This window comes from Rhizomicrobium electricum (genome assembly GCF_011762045.1).
Taxonomy (GTDB): Bacteria; Pseudomonadota; Alphaproteobacteria; order Micropepsales; family Micropepsaceae; genus Rhizomicrobium; species Rhizomicrobium electricum.
This window is the reverse complement of record NZ_JAASQS010000002.1, coordinates 597307-609294: the sequence shown is the minus strand read 5'-3', so window position 1 is coordinate 609294 and position 11988 is coordinate 597307. Positions and strand designations below refer to the sequence as shown.

Here is an 11988-nt window from a genome sequence, read left to right as displayed (position 1 = left end):
ACCTGCCGCCCCATCATCGCATCGCCCCCCGATTCGATAACGTCAGTGAATCAGGGCTTTATGCGCGTCTCAATGCGGCGTTTTTCAACAAAATCGGCGCTTGTCAGACTAGGGTGGCTTGACGGGCGTGACTTTTATGCCGAACGCCTTGCGCGTTCGGGTTGGCCGATACCTTCGGCCTGAAGCCAGGCCGCTAGCCGCCGCAGGCCATCTTCCACCGCTACCGTTGGGGTCCATCCCGTCGCCGCTTCCAGAGCGCGGGTATCGGAGACATACCAAATCTGATCGCCCGGTCGCCATGCATCGAACGTGTAGTCTACCCGGCGGCCGGTCATGGTTTCGATGTGGGCAATGAGGTCGAGCAGGCTGATCGCGTTACCCGGCCCGCCCCCGAGGTTGAACGCATGTCCCGAAAAGTCGAATGGCCGGTCGAGTGCCATCAGCCACGCCCGCACGGCATCGTCGACGTAAAGGACGTCGCGCATCTGGCAACCGTCGCCGTAGATGGTGAGCGGCTTGCCGTTGAGAGCGGAAATCAGGAAGTGGGCCACCCAGCCCTGGTCCTCATGGCCAAACTGATGCGGTCCATAGAGGCCACTCATGCGGAAGACGGCTGCCTTCAAGCCGTAGACACGTGAATAGTCCAGAACGTATTGGTCCGCCGCGCCTTTGGAACAGCCGTACGGGCTGCAGAACGAGAGCGGCGTGCGTTCGTCGAATCCGAAGCGTGTCTTGCGGTCGGCAGGAACATGGCGCGCGCCGTCGAGCACCAGCTCGTGGAAATCCAGCAGCTTGCCGTAGACTTTGTTGGTCGAGGCGAACAGAACCATCGCGTCGGGAGCGAGCGTACGCACCGCTTCGAGCACATTGAGCGTGCCGCGCGCATTGACCTCGAAATCCTCGGCCGGGCGTAGGACGCTCGTGGTTACGGCGACCTGGGCCGCCAGATGAACCACCGCAGAAGTACCCGCCACGGCGTCGGCGATTGCATTCGCGTCGCGCACGTCGGCGACGATCACGCGTATGCGTTCGCCGAAGTTGTGCTTCAGCCACGCCAGATTCTGCTCGACATGCTCGCGCGCCAGATTGTCGAAGATCACCACATCGTTGCCGCGGCGCGCAAGGGCGGCGGCGATATTGGTGCCGAGAAAGCCCGCGCCGCCGGTGATGAGAACGGGGCCGTTCATCCCGGTCTCCATCACGCCACCAGGCCGCGGCGCTGAAGCTCTGCTGTCGCGCGCTCCACGCTGTCGACGGCGACTTGTCCGGACAGCCATTCGACCAACTCTGTCAGCCCTTCGTTGAATTCGACCTGGGGTGCGAAGCCGAACGTCTTGCGCGCCAGAGAGATGTCGGCAAAGCAGTGGCGGATATCGCCGGCCCGCGATTTTCCGGTGATGTGCGGCGTGATGTCGTTCCGGCCCATCGCCTCGGCCAGTGCGATGCCCACATCGGCAATGGTGCGGCTCTGTCCCGAGCCGATATTGAAGGCCTTGCCGGCGGTGTTCGGAGATTCGAGCGCCATGCGGCAAGCCCTCGCGACATCGCGCACATGGACGAAATCGCGGCGCTGCCATCCATCCTCGAATACCAGCGGCGGACGTCCGTTGAGCAGGCGCGATCCAAAAATGGCCAGCACACCGGTGTAGGGATTGGAAAGCGCCTGGTTGGGTCCGTAGACGTTGAAGAAGCGCAGAGCCGTGGCGTGCCGCCCGTAGGCCGCGCCGAAGATCAGGCCCATCCGCTCCTGGACGTACTTATTGAGTGCATAAACGGAATTGAGACATGGCGTCTTGGTTTCCGGCGTCGGGACCGGCTCCAGTTCATCGCCGTCGAGTTCGAGCTCCCAGCGACCGGTCTTGAGTTGTGCGGCGGAGCGGATCGGCGGCTCGACCAGCGTCTCGCCGTGGCGCGCCAGACCTTCCCCGTAGATGCTCATGGACGAGGCGATCAATAGCCGGCCGATATCGCGAGTGATCATCGCTTCCAGCAGTGCGGCCGTACCGAGTTCATTGACGGCCGTATAATGCGTGATCTCGTACATGCTTTGACCGACCCCGACCGCCGCTGCGAGGTGGCAGACCGCATCGATGCCGTTGAGTGACCGCGCGACGGTATCGGCGTCGCATACGTCGCCCCGCACGAATTCGACGTCGCGGTTCAGATAGAGCGGCCTTACGCCGCCCGGATGCACCTGATCTTCCAGAGAGTCGATGACACGGACGTGGTATCCGTGGGTCAAAAGTTCGTTCGCGAGATGCGAGCCGATAAAGCCCGCGCCGCCTGTAATCAATACGTTTTTCACGCGCGGTTCTCCTCCGGGAAGACAACGCCTTCATTATGGATTCTGTTCCAAATTTGAGAGCTCGCGCGGAGCTTCCGGAGCGAATACTTCGAGAATAAAGACCAAACAGGGAGGAACAAACACGCGTGCACCGGCTTATCCGCTGGCAACACTGACGAAATGTCGGGCGATGAAAGCTGACTTGGACCGGTATGCACCTGCCGCATTTGGCGGCATTCTTACCTTCGGCGGCATCAACCTTTCGCGCGCGGAGTCTGCTCTGCTGGCGCGTCAACTCGGCGCCATCCAGACGCACCGCCCCAATGTCCGCTTGCTGTCGGAAGGCGATATGCTCGACCGCCCGCGCCTGATCCGGTCGGGGTGGGCTTGCCGTGTCCGCTTTCTCAGCGACGGCCGGCGCCAGATCCTGAACTACTATTTGCCCGGCGATATCTTGGGTCTGTCGCTCGATCCCGATCCCGTCGCTCTGGCAGGCTACGCATCCCTAACGCGCCTGATGACAATGGAGGTCGGAACCTTGCGCACGCTGGCCTTGGACCGGCCCGACGAATATCCCGAGCTTGCTGCCGCCTGCCGACGAATGAAGGTGCATGAGGAGTTCTATCTGCTGGCCCAGATCACGCGTATCGGCCGGCAGAAAGCGTATGAGCGCGTCGCCCATCTTCTGCTCGAATTCTACTCCCGTCTCAGCCGTACCGGTCTTGCGGAGGGAGCGTCCTTCCAACTGCCGTTGACCCAGGAGGCTCTAGCCGATGGGCTCGGTCTCAGTGCCGTGCACGTCAACCGCACCTTCAAACTGCTCAAGCGCAAGAACTATGTCCGTGTCGAACGGGGAACCGTGACCTTGCTGGAGCGTGAGGCTCTTGCCGAAATGTGCGGCTTCCGCGAACCGGAAGACCTGTTCCAAGTGGATACGGTGCCGCACAAAACGGCGGTATCGTTCTGAAGGGCGTCCCTCCCCGGAGCGATGGACCGCGGGGAGGGGCATTGTTCATTGCATCCGCTGCGGCATGCTCATGCTGTTCTTGCCTTGAAGCGATTGGGCGATGGCGAGGTGCTTTTTCAGCGTCGGAAGCTGTTTGGCCGCCAGGCTGCTGACCTTACCGTCCTTGGCGCCTGCTTCCTTGGTGAAGGCGGCGATATCCTTCTGATGATCTTCGATCATGTGGCTGACGAACATACGGTCGAATTCGGCACCGCTGGTCTGGGCCAGCTTGTCGTAAGCCTGTTGGGCATCCGGTTTGACATCCGACGGCATGCTGACTGACATCGAGGTCGCGAGCGTAGCGACTTCGTTTTTCGCCTTGGTATGATCGGTGACGAGCGTCTGACCGAATTTCTTGACGCCGGCGCTCTGCGCCTTCTGTTGGGCCAGCTTGCCCATCATGATTTCTGCGTTGTCGCCTTTGGCGGCGGTCATGAGGAAATCGCTGGCGCTGTCGGCGCGGGCGGCGGTAGCGAGGGCGAGAGCGGCCAAGGCGGCCATGGCGACGATTTTCATAGGAAGGCCCGGTTGATGTTTCGCGCAAACAACGAGTCGCGCGGGCCGTTCGTTCCCCGCGACGGAAGCGGGAACCATTGGTTCCATCCGGCGTTAAACCCCAACGGGCGGGACGCTGCATGTCGTCGCGTCAGGATCTACGACATGCTGGACAAACGTTACATGGATATCATCGGTCTGGAGCGCCGTTACGGCACAGTGCGCGCGCTTACGGAGGCGCTCGCTTTGCCGTTGACGGCCGAGGATCAGTCGCTTCAGTCCATGCCGGACGCCAGTCCGACCAAGTGGCATTTGGCGCACACCACTTGGTTCTTCGAGCGCATGATCCTGGCCGGCTGCTCGGGATACCGCGTGTTCGACGAACGCTATGATGCGCTCTTCAACTCCTATTACCTCGGGATAGGGACGCCCTATACGCGGGCCGAACGGGGGCTTCTGTCGCGTCCGTCATTGCGCGAGGTTCTGGATTACCGGGCTCATGTCGACGCGGCGATGGCGAAGGTGGTGGTCGATCCACGCGTGGCCGCACTGATCGAGCTCGGCCTTCATCACGAGCAGCAACATCAGGAGTTAATCCTTACGGACATCAAACATGCCTTCAGCAAGAACCCGCTGCTGCCGCCGTATTGTCCCGCCAGTCCGGCGATCGCGGTGTCGGCCCCGCCCTTGTCTTGGTGGCAGTTCGAGGGCGGGACGATCGATATCGGTCATGATAGCGAGGATTTCGCCTTCGATAACGAAAGGCCGCGCCATGCCGTGACGGTGGCACCTTTTCGTCTGGCTTCGCGGCTTGCGACCTGCGGCGAGTACCAGATGTTCATCGACGAAGGCGGTTACCGGCGTCCGGAGCTGTGGCTCTCCGACGGCTGGGCGCTGGTGCAGGCCGAACGTTGGCGCGCGCCGTTGTACTGGCGTTCCGATGGATCGATTTTCACCCTCCACGGCGTGCGGGCGCGCAATCCGTCCGAGCCGGTGGTTCACGTCAGCTTCTACGAAGCCGCTGCCTTCGCGGCATGGGCCGGCAAGCGGCTGCCGACCGAGTTTGAATGGGAAGTCGCTGCACGCGATCTGCCGGTTACGGGGCATTTTCTCGCCATTGATGCGTTGCTGCCGCGAGCGGCGCGGGCAGGGCCGCGTCAGCAGATGTTTGGTGACGCATGGGAATGGACCCGGTCGTCTTATGATCCTTATCCCGGCTTTCGCACGTTCGAAGGTACGGCTTCGGAATACAACGGCAAATTCATGGTCGGGCAACTCGTGCTGCGCGGCGGCTCTTGCATTACCCCGCCTGGGCACATACGTGCGACGTATCGCAATTTTTTCCCGCCGGCGGCGCGCTGGCAATTCAGCGGCATTCGTCTGGCGGAGGATGCATGACCTATCCCTTACGCAAGTCCGACAGCGGTTTTGCTGCCGATATCCTCGACGGCCTCATGGGGGTGCCGAAAACATTACCGGCGAAGTATTTCTACGACGCGCGTGGCTCGCTGCTGTTTGAGGAAATTTGTGATCTGCCGGAATACTATCCGACGCGAGTAGAGACCGCCTTATTGAAGCGGCATGCGCGGGAGATCGCCGCGCGGGCTGGCGAGGGTGTGACCCTGGTCGAATTCGGTGCCGGCGCTCTGAAAAAGGTCGAATTGCTGCTGGCGGCGCTTCCCGTCCCAGCCGCCTACATGCCGATCGATATTTCCGGCGAGTTTCTCGAAAGCCAGGCAGCGGCCTTGCGCGCGCGCCGTCCGGGACTGGTCGTGCGGCCGGTGGTTGCCGATTTTGCCGTTGCCGATTTGCCGCCGCTGCGCGCGGGCGAGCGCCGCATCGGCTTTTTTCCCGGCTCCACGATCGGCAATTTCGATCCGGACGAGGCCTGTGCATTCCTGCGCCGGGCACGCAATACGCTCAGCGCTATGCTGGTGGGCGTCGATCTCGTAAAGGCTCCCCACATCGTGCACGCAGCCTACAACGATGCTGCAGGCATTACGGCGGCGTTCAACAAGAACGTCCTGCTGCGGATCAATCGTGAACTCGGCGCCGATTTCGACCCTGCAAGCTTCGACCATTACGCGTTTTACGATCCGCGCCTGCGGCGGATCGAGATGCATCTCGTCAGCAAGACGGACCAGCGCGTCGAAGTTCTCAGCCGCGGCATCGACTTCATGGAGGGCGAGCCGATTCACACTGAGAGTTCTTACAAGTATACGGTTGGGGATTTTCAGGATTTGGCGCTGGCAGCCGGATATCTTCCCGCTGCGGCCTTTGTCGATGGAGACCGGCAGTTCAGCCTGCACTGGCTTGAGCCGGCAGGCTGAACGTCCGTCAACGGGTCACCAGTAGGGAGTGACGCCGTAGTAGGAATAAAGCGCCGTTTCGCGGTCGCGGTCGTAACGGTCCCAGTCCTCGCCTTGTCCGAACCGGGGTGCGCCGCGAAGCTGCGCATCGGAGATGTTGACCTCATAACCGCCGAGGTCGGTGCTGTACGTCAGTAGCGACCACGGCACCGGATAGTGATCGTCGCCGATGCCAAGGAAGCCGCCGAAGCTCATTACGGCATACGCGACTTTTCCGCTTAGCTTGTCGATCATCAGACGGTCGATGGTGCCGATGCGGTCGCCGTTCGACCTGTAGACGGCGGTCCCTTCCACTTTGTCGCTTCCGATAAGCCCGGCGGTCTCGCGAGCCGACAGGTTTTCGCTCTTCTGCAAAGCCATTGCATGCACCTCTTTCTAGGGAGTGACGTCCTGAACAACGCGCCGCGCGAGATGGCAGTTCCTTTCCGGAAGTCCCGTAGCGTCTCCCTGTTGGGAACTTTGCGCGCCCTCTGCCCGTTGCAGCGTCGTGGGAATGTGTCGCGGAGAGAGCCATGCGTGTGAACGCCCCCAATCATTATCGTGATCTCGCCGTCCGCCGAGCCGGAACCCCTCGCGCGGCTTATATCCTGGCGGTCAGCGGTGTTCTTGGTGTCGTCACCTTCACGCTGGTGTATCTCACCACGCTGTCGCTGGTAGCGGGCTAGGGCGCGCCGCCCTCAGGCTTTCTTCCGTTTGCGTGGCGCTGGCTTGGCTGGCTTGGACTTGGACGCAGGTTGTTTCAAACTGCGACGCAGGGCTTCCATGAGATCGATCACGTTGGACGGTTCGGGACGGGGCGCTTCGACGGTCGCGGCGCCATCTTCCTTGCGCCTGACCAGATCGCGAAGGGCTTCTTCGTAGCGGTCCCGGAACATTGCGGTGTCGAACGGGCCTTCGCTCTGCTCGATGATGCGTTCGGCAATGTCCACCATCCTTGCATCCGGTTTCTCCGCGGGAATGCGGTCGAATGCCGTGGCGGCATCCATTACTTCGTCGCGCATTCGCAAGGTATAGGCGATCAAGCCCTTGCCGGATGGCTCCACTGCCATCAGCCGCTCGCGGGTGTGCATGACGACCCGCCCGAGGGCGATCCGTTTGGTCTTCGCCAGCGCCTCCCGGATCACGCTATAGGCCTCCACGGCCTGATCGCCTTCGGGCAGGAGGTAATAGGGTTCGTTCCAAAACAGCCGGTCGATAGCCGCGGCCTGCACGAACAACTCGATGTCGAGATTGTCGGTCGTATCCAGCTTGACCGCGTTGAGCTCATCGTTGGTGACGATGGCGTAGCGGTCTTTCTCGAATTCGTACCCTCTGACGAGATCCGAGCGGTTCACGGGTCCCGAATCCGGATCTGTCGGGACCATCCGTATGCGGTTGTTGGTGGCCGGATTGATGAGATGGAAAGCGATGTCACGCCGCCGGCTGACGGCGCCGAACAACGCCACGGGACAGCTCACAAGCGATAAGCGCAGATTTCCCGACCAAATGGGGCGGTTGGCAAGCGTGGCACCGCCTTTTGCTGCCCGATGCGCCACCGGTTTGGATTTAGCCGCCTTGCGTGCCATGGGATTCTATCGGGGGAGGAACGAGCGGGCTCCCGAACGGTCTTGGGAAGGGGGCTGGGCGGCCGTATCGAATTCCCGCTCGCGGTTCTACAACGTCCCGCCTCGGGGGCGGTTCCGGACGATTATAACGGTGGAGTTCCCCCGCGGGTGCGGCCGGTAACCAGGCTGATAACCAGGAGAACGACGAATGCGAGGAGGAGCAACTTGGCGATTTCCGCGGCCAAGCCTGCCATCGCAAAGAAGCCGAGAAATGCCGCTACCAACGCCAGAATAAAGAACGCCAATGCCCATCTGAACATGTGCAAGGTCCTTTGCTCGAATAGTCTCGAACAAAATCCCCGAACAGTGTGTGCGGTTCCTCCTGTCGCTGCGGACACTGTCAGAATGCGTCCGAAAAAGGTCACAGCACCCGCACAATGCCACAGGAGACAGCGTTCGCTGAGCGCGGCTAGAGTTGATTAGTTCCGCTATGCGACTCCTGTCCTGTGCGGAAGCCGCCAGTCCTGCGTGATCGGTGGTAGTGCGTAGAATATTGCGGATTGAGGAACGACGTTGGACGTCAGCGAAATGGGATTGCAGCACTCGGACCCTTGCGAGGAGTGGCTGCTGACGGCGGCAGATCGCCTTGGCTTGCTGGCAGATGTGTTCGATGCGCTGCCGATGGCGATCTACACGACGGACGCCGTGGGCAAAATCGTCTGTTTCAATGCGGTCGCGGCGACGCTGTTTGGCGCGGAGCCGACCGACGGGGCTTGGACGGGTGCGCGCCAGCTCTACTGGCCCGATGGCACACCGATGCACGAAAGCCCGATGTCGATCGCGATCAAGGAGCGCCGACCCATCCGCGGAGCGGAAGGTCTCATCGATGGGCCCGACGGAACGCTGCTGCGGATCCTGATCTACACGACGCCCATGTTTCAGGGAGAAACGGTGATTGGCGGTGTGAATGTGCTTTTGGAGTTAGGGGAACAGAGCCGCGTAGCGTATCTCGAACAGCGGCTGGCCGCGATCGTGGAGTGTTCCGAGGACGCCATCATCTCGAAGGATCTGAGCGGCACCGTCATCACATGGAACCGGGCTGCGGAACGGCTGTTCGGCTACAGCGCCGCCGAGGCGATCGGTCGCCCGATTATGATCCTGATCCCGGACGATCGGCGGCAGGAAGAAGAAGCCATTCTTGCCTCGATCCGCAACGGCACGCCGGTCGCGCGCTACGAAACATGGCGCAAGCGCAAGGACGGGACGCTGGTTCCGATTGCGCTGACCGTATCGCCGTTGCGCGACCGCTCGGGGCGGATCATCGGCGCATCCAAGATCGCGCGCGATATCTCCGATCAGATCCGCATTCGCGAGCATCAGACGCTGGTGCTCAATGAGATGAGCCATCGCGTTAAGAACGTTCTGGCCGTGGCGGGCGGACTGATCGGCCTGTCGGCGCGCTCGGCCCAGAACCCGAAGGCCATGGCCCGTGCCGTGCAGGAGCGGCTCGGCGCCTATTCGCGCGCCCACGACCTTACGCGCAAGACGGCGGCCGATGTTGCCGGCGGCGGCGCCGAAAGCACCACGCTGCATACGCTCGTTCACGCCATTGTCGCGCCTTATGTGATCGAGAGCGGCGAAGACGCCAATGTCGTTGTTGCGGGCGACGACGTTTCGATCGATGCCAATACCACGGCCAGTCTGGCGCTGGTGCTCCACGAGTTCACCACCAACGCGGCAAAATACGGTGCGTTTTCGACACCGTCCGGAAAGCTCTCCGTGTCGACGCGCGAGACCGGCGATTTCGTCGAACTCGTCTGGACCGAACGCGGCGGACCTCGCATAGCCGGACGTCCGACCCGGCAAGGCTTCGGCAGCGTGCTATCCGTGCGCACGGTGGAAGGGCAGCTCAACGGTACATTGCAGATCGAGTGGCAGCCCGAAGGCGCCGTGATAGTCCTGCGTATCCCCAGGGAGCGGGCGGAGCGCTAGCTCTGCCGCTGGCGGGCCAGGGCGTAGACGTTGGTGTCCTCTTCGTCCCGTATCGGCTGACTGTTGTCGTGCGGGATGCGCAGTGTGAGGATGTCGCCCCCGGCGGGATCGACCTCGATCGCGTAGCGTCCGCGCAACTGGTCGGCAAGGCTTCTGAGAATGCGGGACGACAGCGAACCCGGCGTGGGCAGGGCGCCAGCGGTGGCGTCCTCGATGCGCAGGACATATTCGGTTGGACTGTCGAAGAACGCCAGCTGCACCTTGCGCGTGCGGGTATCCGGCCACGGCAGAAAAATGTCGAAGCTGAGAGCTTCGATTGCGAACAGCACGATCGGGGTGGCGATATCGGGCGGCAGCCATCGCGGCTCGATTTCGAGGGTCAGCCGGAATACCTGATTGTTTTCCGCGGCGAGGGTGCGGATCTGATCGGCAAGATGTTCGAATAGCAACGGCATGTTGAGGGTGGGGTCGCTCTCGTTCTTCTCGATCTGGCGCTGAATGAGGGTCAGCGCGTCTACGCGGGCGATGATCTGGCGGAAGGCACTTTTGGCCACCGGATTGGCGATGTTCTGGGCGTAGATGGCGATCAGGCTGGAGACGATCTGCAGGTTGTTCTTCACCCGGTGATGAATCTCGCGGGTCATCGCCGATTGCTGCTCCAGCGCCTGGCTCAGGTTGCGGTCGCGATCCTGGATCGCCATCGCCATGCGCTTCATCTCGCGGCCGAGCAGCCGGAATTCTTCCGGAGCGCTTCTCATATCGTCGAGCGATAGGGTGAAATGGTTGCGGCCGTAAGCCACCGCAACGCGCTTCAGGTAGATCGTCCAGCGCACCACCAGCCACTCGGTGCCGAGCCAGATTGCGGCACAGGTCGCCGCCACGATTGCCAGTGTCAGAAGGACATCCGCCAGCAGATAGAAGCGGAACGTGCCGAGCAGCCGGGGTTCGGGAATGCCGAACGCGACGTATTTGTCGGAAATCCCGATGGGCTCGGCCACCCAGCGCCAGCGCTTGCCGGCGTCGCTGTTCACGGTAAAGACGCGCTCTTGTGTCTCTTTACGCTTGGCGAGTACGGCACCCGGCAGATCCGGGGGAATGGCACGGTTGGCTGCGAGAACCTTGCCGCCGCCGTCGACGATCATCGACAGCGCGCCTTCGGGCAGCTTGGTGACTTGCGGCGCGCTTTCCAGCCAGTCGAGATCGACGGATGCGCTGATGGCGCCGGCGAAACGTCCTTCCGCGTCATGGATCGGCAGGGCGATAGGCAGCACCGTCCGCTTGAGGATCTTGCTGGAGAACTGGTTGCCCACGACAATGCGGTCGCTCTTGCGCAAGACATCCCACCACGCAAGATGTGTAAAGATCTGTGTATCCGGCGATACCGCGCCCATGCAGATAATGTGTCCGTCAGTATCGACGCGTGTGAGATTGATGATCGGCATGGCGCCGACCAGCGCATCCGACAGCTCGCGATAGCAGTCCGGGGTAGTCTTGGTCTGGTCGGGTTTGCGCGCCAGCGAATGCAGCAGCTGCTCGGCGCGGGTGAAGATATTCTGCTCGCTGTAGGCGGCATAAAGCGCGGTTTGGACCAGGATGTGGTCGGTCTCGCGCTGGTAGGCCCGGAAATTCAGGATCGCCTGAATCATGCTGGCGAGTGCGATCGGCGCCAGCGCCAAGCCGACGAACAGCAACAGCCGCGGGCGGATGGAAGTAGGCACTCGTCCCCCTGAAGGTCAGCGCGGCAATTTCTCCGCGTTCGCCTCCCGCACCTTACGGAAGAGGGCGTCAGCGAGATCGTCGGCGGTAGCGGCGGCGCTGTCGTGGCGACCGGGAAGCTGTCCCGATGTCCCTTCCACCAGGGTTTGGAGCTGCTTGCGGGCCCGCGATACCCGGCTCTTGATCGTCCCGACGGCGCAGCCGCAGATCTGTGCGGCCTCGTCATAGGAGAATTCCGAGGCGGTCAGGATCAGCGCCTCTTTCTGCTCCGACGGAAGCTGGCTGAACGCCCGCATAAGGTCGGTGAGATCGAGGCGGGCGTGTTGCTCCGCTTCGGCGCCCTCGCTGGCATGCGAGTAGGCCGCGTTATAGTCGGCGGCCGTCTTGGCGCGGCGGTGGTTGGAGTAGAATTCGTTGCGGAGAATGACGAACAGCCAAGCTTTCAGGTTGGTGCCGAGCTGGAATTTGTCGCGGGCCTGCCATGCCTTCGCCAGCGTTTCCTGCGCCAAGTCGTCGGCCTGATCGCGCTGGCCGCAGAGCGAGCGGGCAAAAGCGCGCAATATAGGTATCATCTCGACCAGG

At 62.0% G+C, this 11988-nt stretch carries 13 protein-coding genes; 5 read left to right on the top strand and 8 right to left on the bottom strand.

Features of this window, described 5'->3' with window-relative positions:
- Positions 1–134: 134 nt before the first annotated feature.
- Both FHS84_RS05965 and FHS84_RS05960 read right to left on the bottom strand, forming a co-directional pair.
- Complete coding sequence (locus tag FHS84_RS05965) at positions 135–1187, bottom strand: SDR family NAD(P)-dependent oxidoreductase (RefSeq protein ID WP_208393716.1); 1053 nt, start codon at positions 1185–1187, stop codon at positions 135–137.
- 11 nt (positions 1188–1198) lie between these two features.
- Positions 1199–2305 carry an NAD-dependent epimerase/dehydratase family protein gene (locus tag FHS84_RS05960; RefSeq protein ID WP_166931758.1) on the bottom strand — a complete coding sequence of 369 codons (1107 nt, stop codon included), beginning with the start codon at positions 2303–2305 and terminating at the stop codon, positions 1199–1201.
- 169 nt (positions 2306–2474) lie between these two features.
- Here FHS84_RS05960 and FHS84_RS05955 point away from each other — a divergent pair, with 169 nt between their 5' ends.
- Positions 2475–3251 carry a Crp/Fnr family transcriptional regulator gene (locus tag FHS84_RS05955; RefSeq protein ID WP_166931755.1) on the top strand — a complete coding sequence of 259 codons (777 nt, stop codon included), beginning with the start codon at positions 2475–2477 and terminating at the stop codon, positions 3249–3251.
- 45 nt (positions 3252–3296) lie between these two features.
- Here the strand turns inward: FHS84_RS05955 and FHS84_RS05950 are convergent, their stop codons facing one another.
- Positions 3297–3806, bottom strand: coding sequence for a DUF4142 domain-containing protein (locus FHS84_RS05950; RefSeq protein WP_166931751.1), 510 nt, complete (start codon positions 3804–3806; stop codon positions 3297–3299).
- Positions 3807–3950: 144 nt separating this feature from the next.
- On the opposite strand from FHS84_RS05950, the gene egtB reads away from it, so the two are divergent.
- Positions 3951–5183: an ergothioneine biosynthesis protein EgtB gene (egtB, locus tag FHS84_RS05945; RefSeq protein WP_425061556.1), complete on the top strand. Its 1233-nt coding sequence runs from the start codon at positions 3951–3953 to the stop codon at positions 5181–5183.
- Positions 5180–6115, top strand: coding sequence for an L-histidine N(alpha)-methyltransferase (gene egtD / locus FHS84_RS05940; RefSeq protein WP_166931879.1), 936 nt, complete (start codon positions 5180–5182; stop codon positions 6113–6115). The genes egtB and egtD overlap by 4 nt, the downstream gene beginning before the upstream one ends.
- Before the next feature lie 15 nt (positions 6116–6130).
- Here egtD and FHS84_RS05935 read toward each other — a convergent pair whose 3' ends face one another.
- Complete coding sequence (locus FHS84_RS05935) at positions 6131–6514, bottom strand: PRC-barrel domain-containing protein (RefSeq protein WP_208393713.1); 384 nt, start codon at positions 6512–6514, stop codon at positions 6131–6133.
- Between the two features lie 152 nt (positions 6515–6666).
- On the opposite strand from FHS84_RS05935, the gene FHS84_RS05930 reads away from it, so the two are divergent.
- A complete protein-coding gene (locus tag FHS84_RS05930; protein ID WP_166931746.1) occupies positions 6667–6819 on the top strand; it encodes a hypothetical protein in 153 nt (50 codons plus the stop codon).
- 12 nt (positions 6820–6831) lie between these two features.
- Here FHS84_RS05930 and ku read toward each other — a convergent pair whose 3' ends face one another.
- Both ku and FHS84_RS22350 read right to left on the bottom strand, forming a co-directional pair.
- A complete protein-coding gene (gene ku, locus FHS84_RS05925; RefSeq protein ID WP_166931741.1) occupies positions 6832–7719 on the bottom strand; it encodes a non-homologous end joining protein Ku in 888 nt (295 codons plus the stop codon).
- A gap of 122 nt (positions 7720–7841) precedes the next feature.
- On the bottom strand, positions 7842–8018 hold the full coding sequence (locus FHS84_RS22350) for a DUF1328 domain-containing protein (RefSeq protein WP_166931737.1): 177 nt from the start codon (positions 8016–8018) through the stop codon (positions 7842–7844).
- A 253-nt stretch (positions 8019–8271) separates the two neighbouring features.
- Between FHS84_RS22350 and FHS84_RS05915 the strand changes: the two genes are divergently transcribed.
- On the top strand, positions 8272–9690 hold the full coding sequence (locus tag FHS84_RS05915; protein WP_166931734.1) for a PAS domain S-box protein: 1419 nt from the start codon (positions 8272–8274) through the stop codon (positions 9688–9690).
- On the opposite strand, the gene FHS84_RS22185 is transcribed toward FHS84_RS05915, so the two are convergent.
- Entirely contained in the window at positions 9687–11408 is a 1722-nt protein-coding gene (locus FHS84_RS22185; RefSeq protein ID WP_166931732.1) for a histidine kinase dimerization/phosphoacceptor domain -containing protein, read from the bottom strand. The two genes, FHS84_RS05915 and FHS84_RS22185, sit on opposite strands and share 4 nt — an antisense overlap.
- A gap of 15 nt (positions 11409–11423) precedes the next feature.
- The gene (locus tag FHS84_RS05905) at positions 11424–11978 is read right to left on the bottom strand and encodes a sigma-70 family RNA polymerase sigma factor (RefSeq protein WP_425061555.1); all 555 of its coding nucleotides are present in this window, start codon (positions 11976–11978) and stop codon (positions 11424–11426) included.
- Positions 11979–11988: the final 10 nt, after the last annotated feature.

Excerpts from the sequence above, each read along its gene's own strand:
- FHS84_RS05965 (WP_208393716.1), bottom strand. The coding sequence starts at position 1,187 with ATGAACGGCCCCGTTCTCATCACCGGCGGCGCGGGCTTTCTCGGCACC.
- FHS84_RS05955 (WP_166931755.1), top strand. The coding sequence starts at position 2,475 with ATGAAAGCTGACTTGGACCGGTATGCACCTGCCGCATTTGGCGGCATT.
- FHS84_RS05950 (WP_166931751.1), bottom strand. The coding sequence starts at position 3,806 with ATGAAAATCGTCGCCATGGCCGCCTTGGCCGCTCTCGCCCTCGCTACC.
- egtB (WP_425061556.1), top strand. The coding sequence starts at position 3,951 with ATGCTGGACAAACGTTACATGGATATCATCGGTCTGGAGCGCCGTTAC.
- egtD (WP_166931879.1), top strand. The coding sequence starts at position 5,180 with ATGACCTATCCCTTACGCAAGTCCGACAGCGGTTTTGCTGCCGATATC.
- FHS84_RS05935 (WP_208393713.1), bottom strand. The coding sequence starts at position 6,514 with ATGGCTTTGCAGAAGAGCGAAAACCTGTCGGCTCGCGAGACCGCCGGG.
- FHS84_RS05930 (WP_166931746.1), top strand. The coding sequence starts at position 6,667 with ATGCGTGTGAACGCCCCCAATCATTATCGTGATCTCGCCGTCCGCCGA.
- ku (WP_166931741.1), bottom strand. The coding sequence starts at position 7,719 with ATGGCACGCAAGGCGGCTAAATCCAAACCGGTGGCGCATCGGGCAGCA.
- FHS84_RS22350 (WP_166931737.1), bottom strand. The coding sequence starts at position 8,018 with ATGTTCAGATGGGCATTGGCGTTCTTTATTCTGGCGTTGGTAGCGGCA.
- FHS84_RS05905 (WP_425061555.1), bottom strand. The coding sequence starts at position 11,978 with ATGATACCTATATTGCGCGCTTTTGCCCGCTCGCTCTGCGGCCAGCGC.